The 26,871-nt window shown below is 69.0% G+C and carries 23 protein-coding genes; 10 read left to right on the forward strand and 13 right to left on the reverse strand.

Going from position 1 to position 26,871, the window contains the following annotated elements; all coding sequences use genetic code 11:
• The 5 genes from FMP39_RS25200 to FMP39_RS25220 form a co-directional block, all read left to right on the forward strand.
• Positions 1–1,215 (forward strand): AAA domain-containing protein (locus tag FMP39_RS25200; protein WP_228558316.1); only part of this gene is annotated, 1,215 nt, incomplete at its 5' end.
• Positions 1,216–1,428: 213 nt separating this feature from the next.
• Entirely contained in the window at positions 1,429–1,608 is a 180-nt protein-coding gene (locus FMP39_RS25205) for a hypothetical protein (protein WP_225888111.1), read from the forward strand.
• 77 nt (positions 1,609–1,685) lie between these two features.
• Complete coding sequence (locus FMP39_RS25210) at positions 1,686–2,540, forward strand: alpha/beta fold hydrolase (RefSeq protein WP_141592744.1); 855 nt, start codon at positions 1,686–1,688, stop codon at positions 2,538–2,540.
• Between the two features lie 230 nt (positions 2,541–2,770).
• Positions 2,771–5,767 (forward strand): choice-of-anchor D domain-containing protein, encoded by a 2,997-nt coding sequence (locus FMP39_RS25215; RefSeq protein ID WP_141592745.1) that lies wholly within the window; start codon positions 2,771–2,773, stop codon positions 5,765–5,767.
• A 115-nt stretch (positions 5,768–5,882) separates the two neighbouring features.
• Positions 5,883–7,094, forward strand: a complete 1,212-nt coding sequence (locus FMP39_RS25220) for a serine/threonine-protein kinase (RefSeq protein WP_305036078.1) — start codon at positions 5,883–5,885, stop codon at positions 7,092–7,094.
• An 8-nt stretch (positions 7,095–7,102) separates the two neighbouring features.
• Here FMP39_RS25220 and FMP39_RS25225 read toward each other — a convergent pair whose 3' ends face one another.
• The 4 genes from FMP39_RS25225 to ttcA form a co-directional block, all read right to left on the reverse strand.
• Positions 7,103–7,465, reverse strand: coding sequence for a GFA family protein (locus tag FMP39_RS25225; RefSeq protein ID WP_194858554.1), 363 nt, complete (start codon positions 7,463–7,465; stop codon positions 7,103–7,105).
• Between the two features lie 65 nt (positions 7,466–7,530).
• Entirely contained in the window at positions 7,531–8,355 is an 825-nt protein-coding gene (locus FMP39_RS25230; RefSeq protein WP_141592748.1) for a phosphate/phosphite/phosphonate ABC transporter substrate-binding protein, read from the reverse strand.
• Between the two features lie 12 nt (positions 8,356–8,367).
• Positions 8,368–9,192 (reverse strand): TerB family tellurite resistance protein, encoded by an 825-nt coding sequence (locus FMP39_RS25235; RefSeq protein ID WP_141592749.1) that lies wholly within the window; start codon positions 9,190–9,192, stop codon positions 8,368–8,370.
• Entirely contained in the window at positions 9,171–10,025 is an 855-nt protein-coding gene (gene ttcA, locus FMP39_RS25240) for a tRNA 2-thiocytidine(32) synthetase TtcA (RefSeq protein WP_141592750.1), read from the reverse strand. The genes FMP39_RS25235 and ttcA overlap by 22 nt, the downstream gene beginning before the upstream one ends.
• Positions 10,026–10,090: 65 nt before the next feature.
• Here ttcA and FMP39_RS25245 point away from each other — a divergent pair, with 65 nt between their 5' ends.
• Together FMP39_RS25245 and FMP39_RS25250 are read left to right on the forward strand one after the other, a co-directional pair.
• The gene (locus tag FMP39_RS25245; protein ID WP_141592751.1) at positions 10,091–11,260 is read left to right on the forward strand and encodes a ribonuclease D; all 1,170 of its coding nucleotides are present in this window, start codon (positions 10,091–10,093) and stop codon (positions 11,258–11,260) included.
• Between the two features lie 88 nt (positions 11,261–11,348).
• On the forward strand, positions 11,349–14,081 hold the full coding sequence (locus FMP39_RS25250) for a M1 family metallopeptidase (RefSeq protein WP_228558324.1): 2,733 nt from the start codon (positions 11,349–11,351) through the stop codon (positions 14,079–14,081).
• A gap of 2 nt (positions 14,082–14,083) precedes the next feature.
• Here FMP39_RS25250 and FMP39_RS25255 read toward each other — a convergent pair whose 3' ends face one another.
• Positions 14,084–14,725, reverse strand: coding sequence for an O-methyltransferase (locus tag FMP39_RS25255; RefSeq protein ID WP_141592753.1), 642 nt, complete (start codon positions 14,723–14,725; stop codon positions 14,084–14,086).
• A gap of 99 nt (positions 14,726–14,824) precedes the next feature.
• Between FMP39_RS25255 and FMP39_RS25260 the strand changes: the two genes are divergently transcribed.
• Positions 14,825–15,178 carry a hypothetical protein gene (locus FMP39_RS25260; protein ID WP_225888113.1) on the forward strand — a complete coding sequence of 118 codons (354 nt, stop codon included), beginning with the start codon at positions 14,825–14,827 and terminating at the stop codon, positions 15,176–15,178.
• Position 15,179: 1 nt separating this feature from the next.
• Here FMP39_RS25260 and FMP39_RS25265 read toward each other — a convergent pair whose 3' ends face one another.
• The 5 genes from FMP39_RS25265 to FMP39_RS25285 form a co-directional block, all read right to left on the reverse strand.
• Positions 15,180–15,617 (reverse strand): hypothetical protein, encoded by a 438-nt coding sequence (locus tag FMP39_RS25265; RefSeq protein WP_194858555.1) that lies wholly within the window; start codon positions 15,615–15,617, stop codon positions 15,180–15,182.
• A 338-nt stretch (positions 15,618–15,955) separates the two neighbouring features.
• Positions 15,956–18,208, reverse strand: a complete 2,253-nt coding sequence (locus FMP39_RS25270) for a tetratricopeptide repeat protein (protein WP_141592755.1) — start codon at positions 18,206–18,208, stop codon at positions 15,956–15,958.
• Positions 18,209–18,369: 161 nt separating this feature from the next.
• Entirely contained in the window at positions 18,370–19,740 is a 1,371-nt protein-coding gene (locus FMP39_RS25275; protein WP_228558317.1) for a hypothetical protein, read from the reverse strand.
• 299 nt (positions 19,741–20,039) lie between these two features.
• Positions 20,040–20,612: a hypothetical protein gene (locus tag FMP39_RS25280; protein WP_141592757.1), complete on the reverse strand. Its 573-nt coding sequence runs from the start codon at positions 20,610–20,612 to the stop codon at positions 20,040–20,042.
• Positions 20,613–20,737: 125 nt separating this feature from the next.
• The gene (locus tag FMP39_RS25285; protein ID WP_228558318.1) at positions 20,738–22,231 is read right to left on the reverse strand and encodes a carboxypeptidase M32; all 1,494 of its coding nucleotides are present in this window, start codon (positions 22,229–22,231) and stop codon (positions 20,738–20,740) included.
• A gap of 70 nt (positions 22,232–22,301) precedes the next feature.
• On the opposite strand from FMP39_RS25285, the gene FMP39_RS25290 reads away from it, so the two are divergent.
• Positions 22,302–22,844: a hypothetical protein gene (locus FMP39_RS25290; protein WP_026114254.1), complete on the forward strand. Its 543-nt coding sequence runs from the start codon at positions 22,302–22,304 to the stop codon at positions 22,842–22,844.
• Between the two features lie 10 nt (positions 22,845–22,854).
• On the opposite strand, the gene FMP39_RS25295 is transcribed toward FMP39_RS25290, so the two are convergent.
• The 3 genes from FMP39_RS25295 to FMP39_RS25305 all read right to left on the reverse strand — a co-directional run bounded on the left by FMP39_RS25295 (position 22,855) and on the right by FMP39_RS25305 (position 26,332).
• Positions 22,855–24,006, reverse strand: coding sequence for a sensor histidine kinase KdpD (locus FMP39_RS25295; protein WP_228558319.1), 1,152 nt, complete (start codon positions 24,004–24,006; stop codon positions 22,855–22,857).
• A gap of 179 nt (positions 24,007–24,185) precedes the next feature.
• Positions 24,186–24,569: a hypothetical protein gene (locus FMP39_RS25300; RefSeq protein WP_228558320.1), complete on the reverse strand. Its 384-nt coding sequence runs from the start codon at positions 24,567–24,569 to the stop codon at positions 24,186–24,188.
• Between the two features lie 137 nt (positions 24,570–24,706).
• Entirely contained in the window at positions 24,707–26,332 is a 1,626-nt protein-coding gene (locus FMP39_RS25305; RefSeq protein ID WP_141592761.1) for a peptide chain release factor 3, read from the reverse strand.
• Positions 26,333–26,445: 113 nt separating this feature from the next.
• Between FMP39_RS25305 and FMP39_RS25310 the strand changes: the two genes are divergently transcribed.
• Positions 26,446–26,841 (forward strand): RidA family protein, encoded by a 396-nt coding sequence (locus tag FMP39_RS25310; protein WP_141592762.1) that lies wholly within the window; start codon positions 26,446–26,448, stop codon positions 26,839–26,841.
• The last annotated feature ends 30 nt before the right edge of the window (positions 26,842–26,871 follow it).

Genomic DNA, 26,871 nt, shown 5'->3' on the forward strand with positions numbered 1-26,871 from the left:
GCCGTGGACCACCTGTTGGACCTGTGCCTGGACAAGGGCCTGCGCGCCATCCGCGTGGGCCACCCCGCTCGAGTGGCCGCCCGGCTCCAGGAGCACACCCTGGACATCGTCGTGGAGTCCCACCCGGACCGCGCCGTCTCCCGCGACCTCTTCGACGAGGCCTTCTCCCTGCTGGGCTACGCGCGCCGCCAGCGAAACCAGGGCCGCAGCCGCGAGCGCTTCGCCAACGCCCGCGCGTCCACCTCCGAAGCCAAGGGCATGCTCGACGAGGCCCGCGCCCTGGAGCGAAAGGCCGTGAAGTCCGTGCTCGCCAACGCGGACGTCATCTGCGTGACGCTCTCCAGCCTCGACTCCGGCGTGCTCGCTGGGCAGCAGTTCGACCTGGCGCTGCTCGATGAAGCCACCCAGGCCACCGAGCCCCTGGCGCTGCTGGGCTTCCTCCGCGCGCCCCGCGTCATCCTCGCGGGCGACCCGCAGCAGCTTCCGCCCACCGTCCTCTCCCAGGAGGCCGCGAAGGCCGGCCTGGGCGTGAGCCTCTTCGAGCGCCTGCTCAAGGACCACGGCGACGGCGTCAAACGCATGCTGCGTGAGCAGTACCGGATGAACGCGCGCATCATGGACTTCCCCTCACGGGAGATGTACGGCGGCGAGCTTCGCGCCCACCCCTCCATCGCGGACCGCACGCTGGACGCCGTCCTCACGCCGGGCGCGGACGTGGATGCGCCCCCCGTGCTCTACCTGGACACCGCGGGCAAGGGCTTCGACGAAGAAGTCGAGCCCACCACGCGAAGCCTCTTCAACCCTGGCGAGGCGGGACTGGTGGAAGCCCGCGTGCGCGCCCTGCTCGCCGCCGGACTGGCCCCCCGCGAGCTGGCGGTGATTACGCCCTACAGCGCCCAGGCCCATCAGCTCCGCGAGCGCATCGAGGCGCTCAGCCCCGAGGTGGAGGTCGACACCGTCGACGCGTTCCAGGGCCGGGAGAAGGACGCCATCATCGTCTCCCTCACCCGCTCCAACAGTGAGGGGCAGCTCGGCTTCCTCACGGACCTGCGCCGCATGAACGTGGCCCTCACCCGCGCCCGCCGTCACCTCTTCGTCGTGGGCGACTCCGCCACGCTCAGCGGGCACCCCTTCTATGCCCGCTTCGTCGAGGGGACCCAGACCCACGGCGGCTACCGCTCCGCCTGGGAATGGCCTGACGCCCAGGACACCTGACACCTCGGGTTGTAACAGGGTAAAGGCAGACCCGCCCTGGGGCACTACGCAATCTATGCGAGGCTTTCCGGCCAAATTTGTCGCAACTGTGCACAATTTTTGTCACCCCGCTCCAGAGGTGGAGCGGTGCAGTGCCGGAAATTCGGGCCTTTGAGGCCACTCTCCTGTGCGGCATGAAACATGCTCTTCCCCGCGGCGGGGAGGAACCGCCACATGTCCCAGCAGGCGAATGTTACGAAGGAAAACGATGTCTGGGTTCTCCGTATCGAGAAGGACAACGGCAAGCAGCAGGAGTACCGCTGCGCCACCGAGAATCAGGCGCGCCAGCTCGCGATGATTCTCTCTCGGCCCGACACGGGTGGGCCGCCGCGACAGCCCGCTGGACCCCGCTGAACACGCGCCGCGTCCGGGCGTGGATGACGGTTCTCCCGGGCGCGTGAACCGGGTAAGGCACGGGGCAGGAGGCTCCCGTGTCCGACGCGCTCGAATCCCTCTCTGTTGATGCCGAAGGCCTGGCGCTGCATGTCCGGCAGCGCCCCGCGCCCGACGCGCCCGCCGTGCTGTTCCTGCATGGCTGGCTGGACCATTCCCACAGCTTCGATGCCCTCATCTCGCACCTGCCCCGAACGTGGCGGTTGGTGCTGCTCGACTTTCGGGGCATGGGCCGCAGCGCCCACGTGGGTCCCGGCGCCACCTACCAGTTCAGCGACTACGCGCTCGACGTGGAGGCCACGTTGGACGGGCTGGGCCTGGACGCGGTGCACCTGGTGGGGCACTCGCTGGGCGGCATCGTCTCACAGGCCTACGCCGCCGCCCGTCCGGGGCGTGTGAAGAGCGTGACGCTCATCGAAAGCCTGGGCCCCGCTGGCGGGCCCGCGGAAGGCGCACTGGGCCGGCTGCGCAGCGCACTGGATGACGCGCGCCGCCCGCCCAACCGCAAGCGCTACCCCACCGTGGAGACCGCCGCGGCGCGGCTGCTGGAGAACAGCCCCACGCTGACGCAGGACGCGGCGCTGTACCTCGCCCGGCACGGGACGGAGCCCTACGAGGGTGGCTTCGCCTTCACCTTCGACCCGCGCCACCGCCGCCGCTTCGGCATGGGCTATGACGAGGCCCAGTGGATGGCGCTCCAGGCCGGCGTCACCTGCCCGCTGCAGCTCATCCTCGCCACCGGCGGGCTGCGCCACGATGACGGCCTCATGCGCAACCGTACGCAGGCACTCCAAACCCTCGCCCATCCGCCGCTGCACCTCCCCGGCGGGCACCACGTCCACATGGAGCAGCCCGAAATGGTCGCGGAGGCGCTCATTCGCTTCATCCACTGAAACCCACCCACATTTCCTCACCGCCAGAAGGACGGGAAAGTCTTTCACCCTCCAGAGTATCGCCCTTCCTCTTTGCCAACCTGATGACACCCACATCACGCCAACCTCCTGAAATCAGGGAGACGCTCCTTCGCTCCCTGGGTTGGTACGTAAATTGATGGAGGAGCAGAGGGCGGATCACTCACCGGGCACGGGTCGGTGGGTGTGGGGAGAAGGGTGGGGATCGGCAAATGAGGATGGGGCTGACAGGGCGTGGGCTCACACTGGCGTTGCTCGTAACCATCGGGACGGCGTGCCACGAGGGGAAGGAGACCCGCGCGGTGCAGGCCACCGCGGTAGTGGACACGGACCTCCTCGACTTTGGCGATGTGCCCGTGGGCGAGTGGCGGGAGCGGGAGGTCCGCATCCGCAACGTCGGGTACGTGCCCTTCTCCGCCCTGGACGCGCTGGGTCTGGCCAACAACCCGTCCTATGAAGTGGAGCTGGGCGAAGGCGCCGAGCGGGTGCTGCCAGGCGAGTCCCACGTGGTGCACGTCCGCTTCCACCCGCTCACCGAAGGCCTGGCGACGGAGACGGTGCACGTCAAGACGGACGCCAACCAGGGCGCGGAAGCCCAGGTGCAGGTGATGGGCATGGGCACGCCCACCCCCATCGGCGTGGAGCCGCCCTTCCTGGACTACGAGACGCTCGAGGTGGACAGCGAGCGCACGCTGGAGGTCACGGTGACGAATCCCGTGGACCTGCCGCTGACGCTGACGGTGGCGGGCACGCACCCGGACCCCTTCTCCGCGGACACCATCACCATCCCCCCGCTGTCGTCGCGCAAGGTGAGCACCAGGTACCTGCCCCGCGCGCTGGGGAACATGGGCGCGCGCCTGGAGATTCTCTCTTGTGAGGGCTGCACGCCGTCCACCGTGGAGCTGAAGGGCAACTCGGTGGCCTCGGCCTTCGTGTTCGACCCGGCGCCCGTCCCCTTCGATTTGATTCCGGTGCATGAGCGCACGCAGTCGTACACACGCGCGCGCAACGTCACCTGGCGCCCCGTCACCATCGAGCGACTGGTGACCAGCGACCATGCCTTCGTGCCGATTTCCCGGCCGGAGGGCTCCTCCGTCGGCCCGGGCGAAGTCGTCGAGATGCAGATGGAGTTCGCGGCGCGCTACTCCGGGCCCAACGTGGGCGACCTCACGGTGCACTACACGTCCGACAAGGCGCGCAATTCGCAGGTGATTCTGGACGCGCGCGGCGGCCGGCCCACGCTGGCGGTGACGCCGGTGTCGCTGGACTTCGGCGAGGTGCCGGTGGGCGGCAAGGTGGAGCGCGTCATCCGCATCTCCAACGCGGGCACCAATGGCCCCCTCCAGTTCGTCGGCGTGGCGGCGGGCGGCGACAGTCCGCAGTTCAGCGTGGACGTGCCCACGCGCGGCACCGAGGCCTATCCGTGGAGCGGCGGCGTCTGGCCCGTGCTGGAGGCGACGCCCGGGCTGCCCATTGCCCCCGGCACCGACGCGCTGGAGCTGAAGGTCTACTTCGAGCCCACCGCGGTGGGCACGTGGACGGCCGCGCTGCGCGTGCGCTCGGATGACCTGTTCAACCCGGAGCGAGAAATCATCCTCACCGGCCGCTCGCGCGCCACCGCGCCGTGCGTGTACGAGCTGACGCCGCAGCCGGTGATGGACTTCGGCAACGTGACGCCGGGCCGGGGTGCGGTGCTGGGCTTCCATTTCCGCAACCCGGGCAGGGCCGAGTGCGCCGTGAAGAACATCCACATCAGCAACAACGGCGGCGGCGTCTTCTTCATGCCGGGCGGCCGGCTCACGGGCGGCGTGGTGCCGTACGACGCGGGCTTCAGCGCCATGGTGGCCTTCCGGCCGCAGGCGGAAGGGGACTTCACCGGCGAGCTGCAGTTGACGGTGAGCAACCCGGCCGCGCCCATGGTGCGCCTGCCCCTCAAGGGCGTGTCCCGGCAGAGCTGCCTGGTGGCGACGCCGTCCTTCGTGGACTTCGGCCCCATCCGCTACGACTGCGCCGCGGCGCCCCGGAAGACATACGTGGCCAACCGGTGCAGCAGCCCCGTCACGGTGACGGGCGCGGACATCGGCAACGGGACCAGCAACCAGTTCTCGCTGGTGATGCCCATGACGGCGCCGGTCACGCTGGCGCCGGGCGCGGGCTTCGAGTTGGAGGTCGGCTACGCGCGCAACGTGCACGGCCAGCACTTCAGCCCGCTGTACCTGCGCACCCCCAATGAGCCTTCCCCCTTGCTCGTACCGCTGCTGGCGGAGACGAACCACGAGGGCATCCAGGTGGACCGCTACACGCAGGGCACCGACAGCCAACTGGACGTCCTCTTCGTGGTGTCCAACACCACCACCATGCAGCAGTACCAGGACCGGCTGAAGGAGGCGATTCCGCAGTGGCTGCAGACGGCCCAGACGAACGGCGTGGACGTGCGCGTGGGCGTCACCAGCACGGGCCTGGTGGCCCGGGGTCCGCAGTGCGGCGGCGGTGCCAACGGCGGCGAGGCCGGGCGCCTCTTCCCGGTGGATGGCAGCCGGCCTCGCGTGGTGTCCGGCTCCAGCGCCACCGCGGCCGCGGACATCCAGGCCAACCTGAGCGTGGGCATGTGCCACAACCTGGTGCAGGGCCTGGAGACGATGCGCCAGGCGCTCTCCGCGCCCCTGTCCGAGCAGATGGATGACCCGCGCACCCCGCAGGCCAATGACGGCAACTCCGGCTTCGTCCGCGCGGCGGCCCGCATGGCGGTGGTGGTCCTGGCCGACGAGGACGACAACTCCGGCTTCGGTCCGGAGAGCTACATCCAATTCCTCCAGACGCTGAAGGGCACGGGCATGTCCCACCGCAGCCAGCTCTACGGGCTGGTGCCCACCGACCCCGGCTGCGCCACCGCGGGCAGTGGCTCGGCCCGCTTCACCGCCGTGGCCCACGGCACGGGGGGACAGGTGGCCAACGTCTGCGGACAGAACTACGGGGGGCTGCTGGAGCAGGTCATCCAGCGCGCCGGAGAGCCGCAGGCGGACTTCCCGCTCACCGCGGCGCCCACGGGCCTGGGGGAGATGGGCGTGCGCGTCCAGGGCCAGCCGGTGCCCGCGACGCAGTGGGTCTACGACGCGGAGCAGAACGCCATCGTCTTCCAGCCCGGGGCCATCCCCCTGGCCGGCCAGTCGGTGGAGGTCCGCTACCGCAGCGTCTGCGCGGTGCCGTAGGCCCGGCGGGGAGGTCCGGGGCACCCCGGCCAAGACAGGGAAGTGCGGTGTTACAGGAAATGATGCACCGTGGACTTCCGTGTCCCCACCCGGCGCGGCTATCGTGGCGGACGTCGTGGAAACATTCGGCCGCTACGAGCTGCTTCGGAAACTCGCCATCGGCGGCATGGGCGCCGTCTACCTCGCCCGGCAGAAGGGGCCGGTGGGGTTCCAGAAGCTGCTGGTGGTGAAGCGGCTCCTGCCCCACCTGTCCGAGGACGACGAGTTCATCGACATGTTCCTGGACGAGGGGCGCATCGCCGCGCACCTCAACCACCCCAACATCGCGCAAATCTACGACTTGGGAGACGTGGACGGGCAGTACTTCATCGCCATGGAGTACGTGCATGGCGAGGCCGTGGGGCCCCTGGGCGCCCGGGCCCAGCAGCACGGCATCACCATCCCGCTGGGGCTCAAGTGCCGCATCATCGCGGACGCGGCCGCCGGCCTGGACGCGGCCCACAACGCGCGCAGCCCTTCGGGCCGGAAGCTGGCGTTGATCCACCGCGACGTGTCCCCGCAGAACGTGCTGGTGGGCTTCAACGGCGGCGTGAAGCTCATCGACTTCGGCGTGGCCAAGGCGTCCGGGAAGCTGTCCCAGACGATTGTCGGCACCATCAAGGGCAAGCACGCGTACATGTCCCCGGAGCAGGCCCGTGGTGAGCCGCTGGACTCGCGCTCGGACGTGTTCGGCCTGGGGACGGTGTTCTACGAGCTGCTGACGCAGCAGCGCCTCTTCAAGCGCGAGACGGAGCTGGCCACGCTCAAGGCGGTGGTGGGAACGAAGATTGTCCCTCCGTCGGAGGTGGTGCCGGAGATTCCCAAGGCGCTGGACGCCATTGTCTTCAAGGCGCTGGCACGCAAGCGGGACGAGCGCTTCTCCACGGCCGGTGAGCTGCAACTCGCGTTGGAGGAGTTCCTCCTCACGGAGAAGCTGCACGCGACGACGGCGCACCTGGCGGCCTTCATGCGAGACATGTACGCGGAGGAGCTGGAAGAGGACCGCTTCGCCACCGAGCCCACCGTCATCAACTTCGACCTGCGTCAGGCCGCAAGGGCCCAGTCCCCCCGGCCTCCGGCGCGTGCGAGTGGGGGCTCCTCCTCCGCCGCGGCGCCCGTGAACGCCGGTCAGCCGCGGCCCGCCGCCCCGGCCCGGCCGCCAGCCGCCGCCGCGCCCGGAGCGAAGCCCGCCCCGGCGAAGCCCGCCCGGACGCAGACGACGGAGGCCGCCCCAGCGAAGCGGCCTCCACCGAAGGGCCCCGGCGGACAGGGCGACGGCGGCAAGTAGCCCGCGGGCTAGAAGCTCTTTCCGTCCACCTTCATCACCTGCAGGCCGTCCAGCTCGATGCCGTCCAGGCAGCGGACGTTGATGGCGCGCATCTCCTTGCCGTCCGGCATCGTGCCCTTCCCGAAGGAGCGGACTCCGCAGGTGTCACAGAACAGGTGGTGAATGGACTTCTTGCCGAACTGGTAGTCAGTGATGTGCTCGGCCCCCTTCTGGAGGTTGAACTGCTCCGCGGGAGCGAAGCCCAACAACATCCCCGTCTTGAGACAGATAGAACAGTTGCAGGACACCAGCGGCTGGCTCAGGTCCAGGCTCACGTCATAACGGACCAGACCACAGTGGCAACCACCCTCGTAGCGCTTGGATTCGGACATGCGCGCATCCTGCCCCAACGCGCACGGGAAGAGCGGCACGAAACGAGGACGCCTGGCGACCGAGGCTACAGGCTGGCCAACGCAACGCGGTACAGCGCGCGGTAGCCCATGCGCGGCGCGGATTCGAAGCGCTCCGCGTTGAAGATGTCCTTCAGCAGCGCCTGCCCATCCGGCGACGTCTGGAGGCTCAGCAGCGTGGACTCCAGCGAGCTCACCAACTGCGGCTGCAGCCCCATGGCCACCGGGACACCGTCGTTGGGGGCCTCGTCGGTGTACGCAATCAGCTCGAAGCGCCGGCCGGCGCCCGCGCCCAGCACGTCCTCCACGCCGGTGGCGAACGTCAGCCCCGTGGACGCCGGCGGGCAGAAGACGCTGGTGACGTCCGCCTTGCCGTCCAGCACCGACTCCAGCGCGCCCTGGTACGAGCCCGCGAAGTGCTGCGCGAAGAAGGCCCGTGTCGGCTCCAGGCCCTGCGTCTTGAGGTAGGCGGTGGGCAGCAGGTAGCCCGCCACCGAATCCCGGTCCACCCAGGTGGCGGTGGTGCCCTTCAGCCGCTCCACCGTCAGCCCCGCGCCCGCCCGGCACACCAGGGCGGACCGGTAGGACGACATGCCCCGGCGCACGCCGCGCACCACCACCCGCACGCCCATGGCTTCCATGCGCGCGCAGACGAAGGGCGGGGCCCAGGCCGCGTCCGCGCGGCCGGAGAGCAAATCCTTGGCGAGCGTCTCGTAACTGGACGCGACGCTCACCTCCACCAGCTTGCCCAGCGCGCGCTGGAGGAACGACGCCAGGCGGTCCGCGCGCTCTCGCGCCGTATCGCTGCCCAGGGAGGGGGGCAGCCCGAACCGGAAGGAATGCCGGGGCGTCGAGGGGGCTTGCAGGGTCATACGAACCCCTAACTACCCCTCCCTGCCCAGTCGCGCCACTTCATCGTCAGCCAGGCCGAAGGTGGCCTGGAGCATATCCAGGATTCGCTGCTCGGGATGGCTCGGGGCGCCCCCCGCGTGGGCAATCTTGATGGCCAGCCGAAAGGCCTTCACCCGCTGGGCGTGCGTCGTCAGGCCGTGGGCCAGCACATGGAGCCGCTGGGGCAGACCCTCTGCGGCCAGGGCCGTCACGGACTCGCTGACGAAGCTCTGGGCGCGCTCGGGGCTGACGTTCTCGAAGAGGGGGTCCGCCGCGAAGCTCTCCACCAGCGCCCGGGCCTCGGCCTCCTGAAGCTTCCCGTCCGCGGCGCTCACCAGCACCATGACCTCCGCGAACAGCCGCTCCAGCGGCTCGCCCAGCGCCTCCGCCAGGCTGCCGCCGTTCTCGATGACGTCGATGATTTGCGCCACCTCGTCCTCGGAGATGCCCAGCGCGGCCTGGAACGTCTTGAGCAGGCCCAGCTCGTCCCGCGTGGCGCGCTGGTCCGCCAGGGCCACCGCCGCCGCCAGCCCGAAGGCCAGCATCCGGTTCTTGTGGTCCGGCAGCCGGCGCCGCAGCGACGCGAGCACGTCATCCAGGTTCTTCGCCTCCGACAACCGCGCGGCGCTGGTCTCCACCAGGGCGTTGAGCTCGTCCGGGCGGGTGCCCTCGAACTCCGGGCGCTCCAGCACGCGGCTGAGGAGTGTCTGCATCTCCCGCTGCGAGACGCGCCCGTCGGCCATCGCGGCCAGCAGCATCGCCTCCACCAGTGCGCCGTTGCGGTCGTTCCGCGCCTTCACTGCCTGCTCTCGAGCCATGGGCTGGCGCTCCCTTGCGTGTCCTTCGGTTCGGTCGTCGTGGCCCCTTCCTCGCTGGCGTGCAGCGGGTCGGGGTTGAGCGTCTTGTCCAGCAGGTGACTCGGCCGCACGTTCGCCATGGCGTTGAGGACGCTCTGGCGGACGTTGGGAATCTCCTTGCCCAGCTCCTCCATCAGCCGCTGCATCCGCTTGCGCTGGAGGTTCTCCTGCGTGCCGCACAGGTCGCACGGGATGATGGGGAAGGCCATCAACCCCGCGAACTTCGCGATGTCCTTCTCCGGCGCGTAGCACAGCGGGCGGATGACCACGTTGCGCCCGTCGTCGCTGCGCAAGAGGGGCGGCATCGCCTTGATGGAGCCGGCGAAGAAGAGGTTGAGCAGCAGCGTGTGGATGAGGTCGTCGCGGTGGTGGCCCAGGGCAATCTTGGTGCACCCCAGCTCCACCGCCGCCGTGTAGAGGATGCCGCGCCGCATGCGCGAGCACACCGAGCACTGCGTCTTCCCCGGAGGCGTCTTCTCCAGGACGATGCTGTAGGTGTCCTCCTTCAAGAGCTTGTACGGGTAGCCCTCACGCTGAAAGTACGCCTCCAGCTTGTCCGCCGGGAAGCCGGGGTGACCCTGGTCCAGGTTCACCGCCAGCAACTCGAACTTCACGGGTGCGCGACGCTGGAGCTCCCGCAGGAGGTGCAGCATCGTGTAGGAGTCCTTGCCTCCGGACACGCCCACCATGATGCGGTCCCCGTCCTCAATGAGGCGGTGGTCCGCGATGGCTCGGCCCATGTGGCCAAGCAGACTCTTTTCCAGGCGCTGGACGTCGTTCATCGGCGCGGCCATCCTAGCGGCGGCCCGGGAAAAAACACCTCAATCCCAAGGCCCGGTCCGCTAGCCTGCCTCCCGCAATGCCGACCTACCCGCAAGGTGCCGTTGACGTAGTAGATGCCTCAGGAGAAGAGCGCGCGACCCGCACGCTGGAAGCCGCGCGCGAAATCGCCGTGGACCTGGAGGCGGACTCGATGCACGCCTTCCGCGCCCGGCTGTGCTTCCTCCAGCTCGCCACCGACGACCAGGTCTTCCTGCTGGACACGCTCCAGCCGGGCGTGGTGCCGGGCATGCTCGCCCCGCTGATGGCCGACCCGGCGCGCACCAAGTTCTTCCACGCCGCCCAGGGCGACCTCCAGTTCCTCGCCGAGGTGGGCGTCCGAGTGCAGGGCCTCTTCGACACCCACCGGGCGGCCACCCTGCTGGGGTGGCCCAAGGTGGGCCTGGCCGACCTCGCCCGGGAACGGCTGGGCGTGGAGCTGCCGAAGGAGCACCAACAGTCGGACTTCTCCATCCGCCCCCTGCCCCCGGCCATGCGGGAGTACATCGCCAATGACGTGCGCTACCTGTGCGAGCTGGGCCGCCAGGTCCGCGACGCCTGCCGCGAGGCCGACATCCTGGAGGAGGTCCTCCTGGACTGCGCCCGCCTGTGCGACGAGGCCGCGGCGCGCCCCGACGTGGGCGCGGACTTCAAGCCCAAGCTGCCCCGCGCCGGGCTGAATCCCACGCAGATGACGCTGGCCCACGCCATTGCCCACGCCCTGCACCGCAAGCGGCTGGAGTGGGCGGAGAAGGACAACGTCCCCATGGGGCGGATGCTCTCCAACATGGCGCTGGGTGACATCGCGGTGAAGCTGCCCACCAACCCCAAGGAGCTGGCGCGCATGGCCGGCGTGCGGGGCTCCTTCATCCGCTCGCACGGGGAGGAGCTCCTGGCCGTGGTGCGCGAACTGCTGGAGAAGTCGCGCCGGGGCGAACTGGCGCCGGAGCGCGAACCCAAGGGCCCCAAGGACGCCAACAAGCGCAAGCGCGAGGAGGCCCTCAAGACCTTCCGCGTGGAGAAGGCCACCGAGCGCAAGGTGACGCCCAGCGTGGTGTTGACCAATCCGCTGATGGACGCGCTGGCCTCGCAGCCCCCGAAGGATGTGGAGGCGCTGACGCAGGTGCCCTACTTCGGTGAGAAGCGGGTGCGGCTGTACGGACCCGCGCTCGTGGAGCTGCTGGCCGCCTACCCCGTCCTCAACGCCTGAAGGGAAGGTGGGGCCGCGACCTGCTCGCGGCCCTGGCGCCAGTCATGGAGAATGTCCGCCCGCGCGCCCCTTCCCGCCGCGGATGGAGATGCTCCCGGTGCGGTGCCGACACTTCATCTATCCGCTGCTCGTCCTCTGCTTCGGCGCATGTGTGGGCTCGCGGCCCCAGCCCGTCCCCGCTCGGTCCGCCCCCGCGCGCCCCGTCACGCAGGCCGTGACGCTCGAGGAGGAGGCCCCCGTCCTCACCCCGCCGGGACTCCGGCTGTCTCCGGCCGTGCGGCCCGTGCGGCAGACGGTGACGCTGGAGCTGGACCCGCGGCGGGAGATGTTCAGCGGGACGACGGACATCGAAATCGAGCTGCCCCAGGCCACGCACGAGGTGTGGCTGCACGGGGAGGAGCTCTCCGTGAAGGACGCGGCCTTCATCGTGGCGGGCGCGCGGGTCAAGACGTCCACGCTGCCCATCGGCGACATGCTCGTCTTCCTCCCACGTGAGGCGGTGGGCCCCGGCACCGTCATCCTGCGCGTGGCGTACACGGGCCGGGCGCGTGCCCGGGAGAGTTCGGGCGTCTACCGCGAACAGGACGCGGGGCGCTGGTACACGATGACCCAGTTCCAGCCGCTGGCCGCGCGGCGCGCCTTCCCCTGCTTCGACGAGCCCGCCTTCAAGATTCCCTGGCGGCTCACCCTGCGCGTGCGCGAGGAGGACGGCGCCTTCGCCAATTCACCGGTGGAGGCCGAGACGCACGGCCCGGATGGATGGAAGACGGTGCGCTTCCAGACAACGCCCCCGCTGCCCTCGTACCTGGTCGCCTTCGCGGTGGGCCCCTTTCAGGCCGTGGACGCGGGCGTCGCGGGCCAACATCGCGTGCCGGTGCGGATGCTGGTGCCGCAGGGCCGCGCCGCGGAGACGGCCTGGGCCGCGCGGGCCACGCCCCCGCTGCTGGAGCACTTGGAGACGTGGTTCGGCACGCCCTACCCCTACGCGAAGCTGGACGTGCTGGCCCTGCCCGGCACGCAAGGGGGCGCCATGGAGCACCCCGGCCTCATCACCTTCAGCGCCCCGCTCATGCTGGGCCCCGTGGCGGGGGACTCCCTGTGGCGCCAGCGCTACTTCGCGCTGACGCAGGCGCATGAGCTTGCGCATCAGTGGTTCGGCAACCTCGTGACGCCCGCGTGGTGGGACGACCTCTGGCTCAACGAGTCCTTCGCGGACTGGCTCGCCTACAAAGTCGTGACGCAGTGGAAGCCCGAATGGCGCGGTGACGTGCGCCGCGTGGAGGCGCGGGGTGATGCCCTGGTGGAAGACCGGCTCGTCAGCGCGCGCAGTGTCCGGCAGCCCATCCAAGCGCCGGGAGACGTCCACTCCGCCTTCGACGGCATCACCTACAACAAGGGCGCCGCGGTGCTGGCCATGTTCGAGTCCTGGGTGGGCCCCGACGCCTTCCAGCAAGGCGTGCGGCACTACCTGGACACCCACGCGAGGGGCACCGCCACCACCGCCGACTTCTTCGAAGCCCTCACCCAAGCCACCGGCAAGGACGTGGCGCCCGCCTTCTCCTCCTTCCTGGACCAGCCGGGCACGCCGCGCGTCGCCATGACGCTGGAGTGCCCCAAGGAGGGACCGCCCCGGCTGGCCCTGGAGCAGCGGCGCTATCTCCCTCTGGGCTCGCCGGGCGGACGCGGCGAGGAGCAGGCGTGGCAGGTGCCGGTGTGCGTGCGCTACGCCGCCGGGGGCACGGAGGGCCGCGCCTGCACGGTGCTCTCGGAGCCCACGGGCACGCTGGCCCTGGATGGCGCGAAGGCCTGCCCGGACTGGGTCCACCCCAACGCGGAAGGCCGCGGCTACTACCACGCGCTGCTGCGCGGTAACGCGCTGGAGCGGCTGACGCGGCAGGGGGGCCGGGGGCTCAGCATCGCCGAGCGCCGCGTCCTGCTGGATGACGCCGAGGCCCTGGTGGCCAGTGGCGAGCTGGACGTGGCCCAGGCCCTGACCCTGGCCACGCGCCTGCTGCGAGCGGACGACCCGGACCTCGTCATGGGCGCGGCGGCCCTGGTCGCCAGCGTGCGGGATGACTTCGTCCCACGAGCCGCGTGGCCGAGCCGCGCGCGCTTCGTCCGTGGCCTCTTTGGCGGTCAGGCTCGCCAGTTGGGCTTCGTGCCGCGTCCGGGCGAAAGCGACGACGTGCGCATGCTGCGGCCCCGGCTGGTGTGGATGGTGGCCCAGTCCGGCGAGGACACCCTCCTGCGAACGGAGGCCCGGAAGCTCGCGCTGCGCTGGCTGGACGACCGGCGCTCCCTGTCCATGGACGCGGCGCAAGGCGTGCTGGGCGCCGCCGCGGCCTCGGGGGATGCCGTCCTCCACCAGCGCATGCTCGAAGCCCTGCGCACCACCACGGAGAGCCGCGAGCGCGACCTGCTCTTCACCGCGCTGGGAGGCTTTCAGGACGCCGCGCTCGCCAGCGCCAGCCGGGCCCTGCTGCTGGCGCCGGACGTGGACACGCGCGAGGCCCTGCCCATCCTCTTCCGGCAGTTGGAGGAGCAGCCCACCCGCGCGGGTGCGTTCGACTTCCTGCGCGAGCACTTCGAGACGCTCCGGGAGCGGCTGCCGCGGGACATCGCTCCCTGGCTGCTGGGCACCGGCGGCTTCTTCTGCGACGCCGAACACCGTGCGCGGTTCGCGGCCTTCTTCGCGCCCTACGCGCCCACCTTCGAAGGGGGTGAGCGCGCCCTGGCGCAGGCGCTGGAGCGCGTGGACCTGTGCATCGCCCAGCGCGAAGCCCTGCGCCCCGGACTGGAACGCTTCCTGCGCCGCTACTGACGTCAGCGCTTGCGCGCGAGCATCATCCCGTCACGCACCGTGAGCAGCACGTGCTCCACGCGAGGGTCCGCCGCCACCTTCGCGTTGAAGTCGACAATCGCATGGTCGCTGGGGCCCTCCGGCTGGAGCACCCGGCCCGACCACAGCACGTTGTCCGCGATGATGAGCCCGCCCGGCCGCAGCAGCGGCAACACCGCGTCCCAGTAGGCGGCGTAGTTCGGCTTGTCCGCGTCGATGAACGCCAGGTCGAATGGCCCCTGGAGCGTCTTCAGGGTGTCCAGCGCCGGCCCCATGCGCAGGTCGATTTTCCGTCCATGCGGACTGCGCAGGAAGAAGGCGCGCGCCACATCGGTGGCTCCGGGGTTGATGTCGCAGGTGATGAGCGCCCCATCATCCGGGAGCGCCTCCGCCATCATCAGCGCCGAGTATCCGGTGAAGGTGCCGATTTCCAACACGCGCCGCGCGCCGGTCAGCGCGACCAGCATGCGCAGGAAGGTGCCCTCCACGGACCCGACCTGCATGTTGGGGGAGGACATTCGCGCATACGTGACATCACGGAGTTCATCGAAGAGTGGCGCGGGTGCCGTGGTGTGGGCGTCCGCGTACGCCTCGATTTCGGGAGGAACGAGGGTGAGCTTGGGCATGTCCCATCGATTAGCACGTACCGCGGGGCCCCCCACTTCAGGTTGCCGTCAGACGCCTCGTGCATAACTTTGTCGTCGCTCTGGATGGAGGAGGTCTCGATGCTGGCAGCCAGAATCGGTGGTGCGCACGCGGATGTGTCCCGGTGCATCGCCGCGAGCCTCCAGTGTCAGGTTTCCTGCGAAGAGGGCATGGCCCGCCGGGTCGCCCGAGGGGAGCCGCTGTCCGGCGAAGTGGTACGCCTGCTTCGACAGTGTGCTGAACTGTGCGAACTGAATGCACGCGCGCTCCAGAAGGAGAGCCGGCTCGCCCGGCGCACCGCGAGCCTGTGCTTCGACCTGGCCAACCTGGTGGCCCGGACCGCGTGGCTGGACGCGGAGGACCGCGATTCGTACACGCTCGCGCGGGACGCGCTGCAATTGGCCCGCGCGTGCAGGCCCCTGCTGTTCGCCTGAGTCAGAAGCGCAGGTGCGGACTGAGCACCAGCGTGGGGCCCGCGCCTGTACAGATGTTGTCCGCAGGCGCCTTGTTGATGTCGCAGCGCTGGTAATAGCCACCCAGGGTGACGCCCAGCGGCCCATGGATGCGGACGTCCATCCCAGCCCCCGCGGCCAGTGCGAGATGCGAACCGGTGTACAGGCGCGGAACAAAGGCATCTGTATCGATATTGGTGGAGGTGCTTCGCCCCACGCGGAGCGCCACCCAGGGTGACACACGCCGGTCCCGCAGGAAGCGGTAGCGCGCCTCCGCGGCAATGCCCCGGAAGGCGCCCCAAGGATACTGTCGGATTTCGGTGTTCCCAGGAGACCCGTCGTCCAGATCCGCGGCAGGGTACGTGTTGAAGGTCCGGCCCCACTGCAACGCGAGGCCGACTTCCAAACCGAGGGGAGTCACCAGGAGCAGGTGGGCGCTCAGGAGCCCACCTCGATTGGCGCTGTTTCTACCTGCAAAGAGTCCTCCGCCGCCGGAGAGCAAGACGCCCCACCTCGGCGACGACGGAGCCTCTGACCTCGCGATGCCAGGCAGCAACAGGCTGAACAGCAGAACAGACATCATCAGGCGCGCAGACATCAATACCATCCTCACGGGCGCACGCGCCGACCCGAGTGCTGTCGCGAGTATATTGGCCGGCGCAGCCAATAGGCAAACATTCGTGGGGTAGACCCATGGACGTCCACCCTCTGGCTGCTCGACTTCTGAATACTGTCGCCCGCGCGCAGTCGCGGGGGCGCTCACGCCGCCTGTTGGACGGGAATCTCAGACAGCATCTCGTTGAGCGCGTCGACCTGTTGCTGCTCGTGGCCCGGCTGAGCCTGGACGATGTCGATGGCGCGCTGGAGTACGCGCCGTGCCGCTTCGGGAGCGTCATGTTGGACGTGGAGGCGGGCCAGCTCCACGAGCTGCGGCACCAGGTATGGGTCCTGCGCTCCCGCCGCCTGCTCCAACCGCACCAGAGACTCCTGGAGCAGTGAATACGCATCCGTGTGGTTGCGCTCCTTCAAATCGAACGCGGAGCTCTGCAGGACGATGGCGCTCGCGAGCCGGTCCTGCTCCTCGTCCGTCGCGGCCAGGGGCGCCGGAGCCTCGTACCCTCGCGCTGTGAGTGTGCTGTCGAGCTCCTCCAGGACTTTGCCTCCCAGTTCGGCGGCGAGCGCCGCGGGGTCCGCGAACAGGCTCAGCGCCGGCTCACGCTCCTCGGGGCGCTGCCCCGGAATGCCCGCGACCCGTGCGACGCGCTCCGTCGGAGGTGGATGCGAGTCATAGGCATCCACGGGCCGGGAAAACAGCTCCTCCCGGATGAGCGACTGGAGTACCGGGGGCGTGTTCAGCGCGACCGTGTCCACGGTGCGGAACAGGTCCCGCGTGGGCCGGCCGGCCTCGCGAAGCCGGAGCGCGACGACGAGGCCCCGGTCATAGGCGTCGCTGTTCTCCACCACCTTCGACAGCGCCGCGCCGAAGGCGTCGCCGCCGTACGCGAGCGCGGAGACACGGTCCGCCAGCAACTCCCGGCGGCGCCCATGGCCGGCGGTGATGCGCAGGTAGACAAAGAAGTAGGCGCGCAGGAACCAGCCCACCGGATTGAGGTTGCCTCCTCCCATGGAAAAGATGCTCTGGATGACCTGGATGACCTGCGTCTGGATGCGCGAGATGATGGGCGTCAGGCGCGTCTCGCCGTGCGAGAAGTGCCCGTACTCGTGCGCGAGGATGGACTTCAGCTCCGTCACCGTGAGGCCGCGCATCGCACCCAGCCCCAGATGCAGGATGCGCTCGCCACGTCCCATCAGCACCCGGAACCGGCCGCCCGCCTCCCGCACGCCAATCCCCGTGCCCGCGTCGACCAGGACGCGGTCCACCTTGCGGGACTTCGCGACGTCCGCCACCTCCTCCAGGGCCCTGAACAAGGCGGGAGCCTCCGAGACGGCGAGCTCCCGACCCTCTTCGCCCTGCTCGGGGCTGGTGAACACGCCGCGGAGGATGGCGAACAAGCCGCCCAGGCCAATCACCCCGATGACGATGAGCAGCTTCACGGGGACGACGGGCATCATGAACACCAGCAGCAACACGCCGCCAGCGATGGCTACCGTCAGCACCAACATCATCGGCACGGACACGTAGAACAGGAGTGAAGCAAACCACAGGACGGCGGCATAGAGCCGGTCCACCCGGCGCTCCTGGTGCGTCTGCTCCGCGCGCAGCAAGTGGAGATTGTCCGACTGGAGCTGGCCCAATTGCAGCTTCGAGAGCGCGAGCCCCGCGCCCCACGAGAACAGCAGTGCGCCCCCCAGGAACAGCGCCATCCCCAGCGGGATCTGCCAGATGCGGCGCATCCAACGCTGCCGCGACATCTCTTCCTCGATGGCGGACATGAACGGGCTGGGCTCCGCTCCCAGCGCCTTCGCACGCTCGACCGCCTCCAGCGCCTCTTCCAGCGCTCCCGTTTCGGCCAACGCCGCACTCAGCGCCATGTGCGACATGGACGCGTCCGGCGCGAGCTCCACCAACCGTCGCGCGTGTCTCAGCGCGACGGAAGCCTGCTGGCGCTTCATGTAGAGCAGCCACAACTGGTGGTGCGCCATGACATCATCGGGCCAGATTTCGAGGGCGGCGTTCAGGAGCGCCTGCGCCTCGACAGGCCGCTCCTTCCGAAGCTTGATGGCCCCCAAGGCGCTCAGGACATCGCCCCGGCGCGGTCCGTCGATTCCCTGTTCCAGGGAGAGCTTCAAGGACCTCTCGGCATCGTCGAACTGCCCGAGGTTGAAGTAGTACTTTCCCGCGAGCCGGGAGACGCGAGGATTGTCCGCCGCCTCTTTCAGGAGCCGCTCGATGGCTGGCCCTGCATCGGCGGGAGACGCGCTCTGCGCGACCTCGAACGCCGAGTCATAGACAGTCTGGAGTTCCTCACTAAATGGGAAGAGCTCGGGCGGCTTCTGCTCCGTGCCGGGAGCCTGGAAGGCGAAGAACAGGGCCAGTACGAGCGCGTGCATGCAACCCCCGATGATGTTTCGCGTTCTAGCATGACGGACAACAGCGCCACCGATGCCCCCGGACTCGATGCACGGCAAGCGTCATGCACATGGGGCGCGAGAGGACTGATTCTCCTCCCGCACCCCGGTATCACGTTCCAGCGGTCAAGATGACGCCGGGACTACAGGTCCAGCAGACGCGCCTGGAACCCATTGCTCCCCGTCGAGGTGAGCAGCACCAGCTGGCCGTTGTGCACGAAGACCCGCTGGGCCGCGCCCGGGTAGTACGCCGCCGAGAGGATGTCGAACCGGTGGTTGAGCACCCGAAGCTGCGTCCTGTCTCCCACCGTGTCGATGAGGTAGAGCCGCTCACCGTGGAAGGCGATGTCCACGAACGACAGTCCGATGCTGGTGCGATACGTCAGGTCCGTCGTGTTGAAGAGCAGTCCGCTCCCCGTCACGACGGCGGAGCCATCCGGCCACAGCCGCAGCGGCGCCTGCAGGTTATAGGCACCGTGATAGGGCGAGTCGATTTCAGCGCCCAGCGTGCCCGCCTCCATGTTCACCTGCACCCGGTTCAGGTCCTGTGGCGAGACGCCGCTGTCGGCGAAGTAGATGGTGTTGTTCGCCTCTGAGAACAGCAGGCTCACCGCGCTGTTCCTCCAGTCCGCCGCCGCGACCCGAGCGCCCGTGGCCCGCTGATAGAGCGCATGCGTACCCCAGGCCCCGGAGCCATCAATGGAAAACAGGTATCGGTCCGCCACCACCATGCGCGACACCGACGCAGGCGCCGCGGCGAAGAAGCGGGCCGTGCCCCCCTCCATCGAAGTGAAGGCGTCGATACGCCCTCCCGTGTAGGCCAGGTATGCGGTCTGACCGTCCGAAGCGACCGCCATCGATGTCGCATCACCCGTCCCGACGTAGGCGGACAGGAAGCTCCGGGTCGTCAGGTCGAGTCGACGGATGCGATCCGCGTTGCCGTCCAGGAAGTGGATGACGCCATCGCGGGTCAGCGTCGCGTCCTGGTAGGCGAAGGCGAACTCGGCCCCGCCCAGCACGACGCCCGCATCCGGGTCCACTCCGCCATCACTGCCACCATCCGGCGTGGGCTCCCCCGTCTCCAGGCGACCCGAGATGTCGATACCACCCGTGGTGGCGCCCGGGCAGTTGACCGGGTTGCGCTGCAGCACAAGGCCCGCCGAAACCACCTCGCCAGCCACGACGTCGACCACAGCGCTGCCTGCGTACACCTCCAGCATGGACGCGTTATACGCAATCACACGCACTGCCCGACCGGTTCCCGCAGGCACCTCGGACACCTGCCCCCGGATGGCCGTTCCGTCCACTTGAAGCGGAACAGGGCCGATGACAGGCATGCCCAGGCCCGAAACAACGGCATCGGCGGACACGACGCCGCAGACATCCCCCGCCAGGGAGATTTCCATGCGGACGGACTCGGTTTCACCTGCGTTCTCGGACGGTCCCTCGCTGTTGCACGCAGCCACCAGCGCGCCGACCGCCCACATCAGCCCAACTCGACTCAGAATTCTCATGAATGTTCCCCCTCCGCGCGAGTCCAATACGACAAGTGCGGTTCCCGTGCAATGCGTTGCAAACGTAGACTCGGAACTCCCGAGCCCACGGTCACGCAATGACGGCAGACCCTGCAAAGTCTGACACGCTCACTGAATTCGCGGCGACCGCCGATGCGCCAGGATGTAATAAGGAGTACCACGCATCAGCGATGGGTCACGACGACCTCACGCACTTCTTGATGCAAGGGCTCGCGGACATTGCCCATGCAACTCCATGAATGCGATTCGGCGACACGGCCCGTGGCCCACGCCTGTCACTACTCCCACTGCTTCGCGATGTCCGCCTGAGTCGGCTGCGCAGGTGGCGGAACGTAATAGCGCGCCGGGTGGTAATCCCTGTCGGACCAGGTCACCCTCTTCCCGAACTCGCCCACCGCGCCGCGAACCTGGCCTACCGGATACTGTCGCTCACTCCCGTCCGTGAAGGCCTCGGCGACACGCCCATCCTTGAAGACGGCCCGGAAGATGAGCGTCTCCTCGTGGCACCGAAGGCCCGTGTAGATGGCCTCGTAACGGACACCGTCGGCACGGAGCAGGTGATACTCCAGCTTGTTGTACTTCTGGCCCGGCTCGAAGCGCCCCTTGCGGCACCGGGCCACCACCTCGGAGACTTCCTTCAAGAACGCCCGCGAATTGGCCGCCGCTTCCGGAATCAGCCCAGGGGAATGCGTGGGATTCATCCTCTCGATGGCCGCGTCGATGCTCTCATTGAGCAGCTTCGCCAGCGTCGGACTCGAGAGGTTCCCTGGCTCCGCGGGTGGCGACAGGTACGGGGACAAGAAGAAGTAGGCGCCCACGCCGATGGCCCCCGCGCCCCAGCCCAGCAGCATGGTTTTTCCAGGTTTGATTTGCGTCCCCCTTTGCCGTGTTGCTCCTCAGCTATCACAGAACGGACAGCCCAGGCACGAGGCGGCATGAATGCCACCTCCTGACTGACGCACGCGCGCTCAGCCTCTCAAAGCGAGACACCGTAGAGCGCGCCGTACTTCTCCTTCAGGTACGCCAGGAAGTCCGTGTCGGTGAGCCCCTGCCCCGTCACCTGCTTCACGCGCTCCTCCGCGGAGTGGCGGAAGCCATGCTGGTGCACATGCGTGCGCAGCCAGTCACGCAGGGGCAGCAGCTCCCCCCGGCCCAGGTGCTCCTCCAACTCCGGCAGGTCGCGCTTCGCGGCGCGGTAGAGCGACGCCGCGTACAGGTTGCCCAACGAATACGTGGGGAAGTAGCCCAGCTCACCCCAGGCCCAGTGGATGTCCTGGAGCACGCCCTGCGTGTCGTCCGGCGGCGTGACGCCCAGGTACTTCTCCATGCGTGCGTTCCACGCGTCGGGCAGGTCCTCCACCGGCAGCTCGTCGCGCACCAGGAGCAGCTCCAGCTCATAGCGCAGCGCGATGTGCAGGTTGTACGTCACCTCGTCCGACTCGATGCGGATGAGCGACGGCCCCACCGCATTCACCGCGGCGTGGAAGGTCTCCACGTCGGTGCCGGACAGCGCCTCCGGGAAGGCGGCGCGCAGCACGGGGAAGTAATGCCGCCAGAACGGCAGGCCGCGGCCCACCATGTTCTCCCACAGGCGTGACTGCGACTCGTGCAGCCCCATGGAAGGCGCGGCGGCCAGAGGGGTGCGGTAGAGCTCGGGAGCGAAGCCCTGCTCATACAGGCCGTGGCCGGCTTCGTGGATGGTGCTGAAGATGGACGGGAACGGCGTGGCCGTGTCCACGTGCGTGGTGAGCCGCACGTCCAACGGGTGCGTGCCTCCGGTGAAGGGGTGGATGCTCAGGTCCTGCCGGCCCGCCTCCAAGTCGAAACCGATGTCCTTCAACAGCCGCAGGGTGAAGGCCCATTGCGCGTCCTTGTCGTAGTGACGGCCCATCAGGAAGGGCGCCACCGGCCGGCTCACCGCGGTGAGCTTGCCCACCATGGGGATGAGGTGCTCGCGCAGCGCCGACAGCACCGGCGTCAGGCGCGCCACGCGCATGCCCGGCTCATGGCCTTCCAGCAGCGCGTCATAACGCTCCCCGTCGTGTCCATACGCGTCCGCCTGCTCCCGGCGCAGCGACAGCAGGCGCTGGAGCGCGGGCTGGAAGACGGTGAAGCGCCTTGCCTGCCGGGCTTCCCGCCAGGCCTGGATGGCGTCGCTGATGGCTCCTGCGAGCGCCCGCACCAGGGGCGCGGGGACGCGCACCTCCCGCTCCCGCTCGCGCGTCAGCACCATCACCATGGCCCGGGCGTCGTCGGACAGGTCCGCCTGCGAGGCGGCCTGGGCCAGGGCCTCCCCCAGCCGGGGGTCCACCAGGCGCTCGTGGTGCAGCCCCTGCAGGGTGGAGAGCTGATGGGAGCGCGCGGGACCGGCCTTGGAGGGCAGGTACGTCTCCATGTCCCACGTGGCCAGGCCGATGAGGCCCTGAAGGTCGCGAAGTTCCTGCATCCGGGTCAGCAGCCAGGTATCCATGCCCGGATTCATAGCCCGCTTCGCGCCGCACTATCGCGAAAGACGCACTCGGGAGTATGAGGGCTGCGCGATGGCCAACGTCATTCAGTTCTTCATGTCCCCCGACGACGAACTCGCCTTCTTCCGCTTCCTGGAGCGCTTCGTCCTGGAGGTGTACCCCCGGCGCGTCCCACAGGATTGGGAGACCTTCCGCGCGAACACGGAGAACCTGGAGCGGCTGCCCCCAGAGGACCTCTACATGGTGGCCTCCGAGCTGGGCGCGGCCATCGTCGACAAGGTGAAGCGGGGCCCGGACAAGGGCTACTGGCGCATCGACGAGGTGCGCTCGCCCGTCATCTTCATGGAGCGCTGCCGCACCAACGAAGAGGGCGAGCTGCTCAGCGGCAAGATGTGGGCGGAGCTGGACATCACCGCGCAGACGGGCCGGAAGAACGCGGCGCCCGACAAGTTCCGGAGCCTGTTCCTCGAGGTCGAGGAGTACATCAAGAAGACGTACCGCAAGGGCGATCCCAAGGGCTTCTTCGTGGGCCCCAAGACGGCGCGGCTCTGCAAGGAAGGGCTCGTGCTGCGTGACTCCGCCTTCCGCGGCGGCACGGTGTTGCCCTACAAGTAGCCGCGGCGCCTCAGGGCAAGGCCACGGGCAGGGTGAAGGAGAAGGTGCTCCCCTGCCCTTCGTGGCTCTCCACGTTGAGCGTCCCGCCGTGCGCGGCCACCAGACTCCAGGCGATGCTCAGCCCCAGCCCCGTGCCGCGTCCCGGTGAATGGCTGGCCCGCCAGAAGCGCTCGAAGAGGTGCGGTGCGTCCTCGGCGGGGATGCCGGGCCCGGAGTCCTTCACGAAGACGCACACCTTCGCCCCCTCCACCCGGTGGGCCCGCACCTCAATGGCGCCGCCAGGGGGCGTGAACTTGATGGCGTTGCTCACCAGGTTGGCCAGCACCTGGAGGATGCGCTCGCGGTCAGCGAGCACCAGCGGCAGCTCTGGCGCCAGCGCCACCGTCAGGACCTGCCTCTTCTCCAGCGCAAGCGGCCGGAGCACCTCCAGCGCCTGCGCCAGCAAGGCGTCCACTGGGAGGGGCAGGAGCGTCAGGGGAATGGGCATGCCGCGCAGGCGCGCCCGGTCCAGCAGGTTGCCGATGAGGCTGCTCATCTGCTGCTCGGCGAGGACGATGTTCTCCAGGTAGCGGCGCCGGCGGTGCTCCTTCTCCGGCGCCGTACCCGCATTCAGAATCATCTCCGCGTTCATCCGCACCGCGAGCAGCGGCGTCTTGATGTCATGGGAGACGACGGTGAGCAGCTCGTCGCGCCAGCGCACGGCCTCCTGGGCCTGAAAGAACAGCGCCTCCGCGCGCTCACGCAGCCGAACTTCGCGGCGCAGGGCATGCTCCTTCGGCAGGGCCACGGCCAGGAGGTTCGCCACCGCGTCCAGCAGCGCCAGCCCGTCCTCCCCCAGCCCCACCGACTCCACGTGGAGCACGCCCAGGACGCCTTCCTTCGCCACCAGCGGCAAAGTAACCATCCCGGGAACCCGGGCCGGTTCCGCCTTGAACACGCCCTCGATGGCGTCACGCCCTTGCAGACTCACACGCTCCAGGCCCACGAGGTACGCGTACGCGGAGGCGGCATGCGCCACGGCCTGGGACGGAGGGGACTCCATGCGCACGGGCGAATGCCACGCCATCAGACAGGGCCGCTCCGGAACGGGCACTCCGGACGCATCCACCCCCTCCAGCAGGAGCGCGACGCGGACCGGCAGCCATCGGGAAAGGCGGTCCACCAGCGCGGGAAAGCTGGCCGCGACACCGTCGGAAGCGCAGAGCAGCTGGCCTACCTCTTGGAGCTGCGCCAGATGGCGGTGGGACTGCCCCCGCTTTCGCCAGGCGCGACGGGGCCGCCGGCGGGAGGCTGGGACATCCGGGTGGGCGGAGTCATCCCCCGCTGGGCTCCGCGGTGCCTTCATCGGGGGGGCCTCGTCCCTTCCACGGCGAGCAGTTCCTCACGGAGCGCGGCGGAGAGGACCTCGCCCGTCAGCGCCCCGAGGACACGCAGCCACTCCTCGACCAGGACCACCAGCGACTCCTCCAGGCGTTCCGGGTCGAATTCAGCGACGACCGGATGCAGCCCCTCGAAGCGAAGACCTTCCGATGTGACGGCGAGCGCCGACAAGTGAGGATGGGCCTGGACGACCCGCTGGAGCACCCGCTCCAGGATGACCACCAGGGTGACCTCCCCCAGGGCCGAACGGCCACGGCGCCACAGCGCCTGGAAGCCACGCTCGAACAGGTCCAGGAGCGCGGGAGGAGACGGGCGCGGCAGCTGGCGTTGACGCCAGGCACGCACGACCTCGTGAGGTGGGGGGTGCCGCTCTGACATGCAGTGGGCCGGCTGCGGTGCGACGCGGAAAGCCCCCTTCGCTTAATGAAGCCCCTGGCGAAAGTCCACTCGCCCAGGGGCTGGTACAACCCGGCCAACGGGCCTCAGCCGCCCGAAGCCACGGGGGTGGCCTGCCGCAACTGCGGGGCCTCCGAGACGAACTTCAGCTCCGGGTGCTTGTCCTCGGCGTGCTGGAGCGCCCAGTCATCCCGGAAGAGCACCAGGGGCAATCCGTCCCGGTCCTGCACCGTCTGTCGGTTGCCTTCCCAGTCGAACGCCTTCGGGTCGAAGTTGGCGCCCACCACCCAGCGCGCATGGCTGAAGGGCAGCCGATCGAGCGCGATCTTCGCGCCGTACTCGTGCTCCAGACGGTACTGGAGGACCTCGAACTGGAGCGCGCCCACCACGCCGACGATGGGGTCCTTCATGCCCATCTGCAGCTGCTGGAAGATTTGCACCGTGCCCTCCTCGGAGAGCTGCTCCAGGCCCTTCTCCATCTGCTTGCGGCGGAGCGGATCCCGGCTGCGGACGACGGCGAAGAACTCCGGGCTGAAGCGCGGCACGCCCTCGAACTCCACGCCAGTGCCCTCCGCCAGCGTGTCGCCGATGCGGTACAGCCCCGGGTCGAACAGACCGATGACGTCCCCAGGCCACGCGTCCTCGATGGAGGTGCGCTCGGCGGCCATGAACTGGCTCGGCTTGGCCAGACGGACGTCCTTGCCCAGGCGCGAGTGGAAGGCGCTCATGCCCTTCACGTACCGGCCGCTCACCACGCGCATGAAGGCGATGCGGTCGCGGTGCGCGGGGTCCATGTTCGCCTGAATCTTGAAGACGAAGCCGGCGAACTTCGGGTGGGTGGGCTCGCGCGGCCCCTGCGTCGTCAGGCGCGACGTGGGCGCGGGGGCCAGGTCCAGGAAGGCATCCAGGAACGGGCGCACGCCGAAGTTGGTCATCGCGCTGCCGAAGAACATGGGCGTGAGCTGCCCCGCATCGCTCTTCTCGCGGGTGAACTCGTCGCCGCCGATGTCCAGCAGCTCGATTTCCTCGTGCAGCTTCGCCAGCTCCGTCTCGGTGAGGACCGTCTTGATTTCATCCGAGTCGATGGCGACCGAGCGCTCGCTCACCTCGGACTCGCCGTGGGAACCCTCAGTGGAGAAGACGTGGACGACGCGGGCCTGCCGGTCATAGACGCCGCGGAAGTCCGGGCCCATGCCGATGGGCCAGTTCATCGGATAGGAGCGGATACCGAGCACCTGCTCCAGCTCGTTCATCAACTCCAACGGCTCGCGGCCGTAGCGGTCCAGCTTGTTGACGAAGGTGAAGATGGGGATGCCCCGCATGCGGCAGACCTTGAAGAGCTTCTTGGTCTGCGGCTCCACGCCTTTGGCGGCGTCGATGAGCATCACCGCCGCGTCCGCCGCGGCCAGGGTGCGGTAGGTGTCCTCGGAGAAGTCCTGGTGGCCCGGCGTGTCCAGGAGGTTCACCGAGTGGTCGCGGTAGCTGAACTGGAGGACGGACGAGGTGACGGAGATGCCGCGCTCCTTCTCCAGCTCCATCCAGTCGGACGTGGCATGCCGCCGCGCCCGCTTGGCCTTCACGCTTCCAGCCAGATGGATGGCGCCGCCGTAGAGCAGCAGCTTCTCGGTGAGGGTCGTCTTGCCCGCGTCGGGGTGGGAGATGATCGCGAAGGTGCGCCGCCGGGCGACCTCCCTATGGAGCTCGTTCGTCATGACCCGGGGCCAACTATCACGGGCGGTGTTTCCTTGCAGCTTGCAAGCGGCGCTTGCCGAACGGCCAGGGCCCCATGCGAGGCTGCCGACCCACACCTACCCTCGGAGCCCCCATGAAGCGCACCCAGCATTCCACTGGAACCCCGTGGGAGCCCCAGGTGGGCTACTCGCGCGCCGTGCGTGTGGGCCCCTTCGTCTCCGTGTCCGGGACGACGGCCACCGATGCCCAGGGACACATCGTGGGCGTGGGGGACGCCTACCTGCAGGCCCGGCAGACGCTCCAGAACATCCAATCCGCCTTGGAGGCCCTGGGCGCCCGGCTGGAGGACGTGGTGCGCACGCGCCTGTACGTCGTGGACATCCAGCAGTGGGAAGCGGTCGGCCGGGCGCATGGAGAGTTCTTCGCCCACATCCGCCCCGCCACGTCGATGGTGGAGGTCAGCCGCCTCATCTCCCCCGAAATCCTGGTGGAGATTGAAGCGGACGCCGTCGTCGCGGACGGCGCATGAAGGCGCGCTCCACAGTCCCTCAACACTTCT

This window comes from Myxococcus sp. AB056, from assembly GCF_006547365.1.
GTDB lineage: Bacteria > Myxococcota > Myxococcia > Myxococcales > Myxococcaceae > Myxococcus > Myxococcus virescens.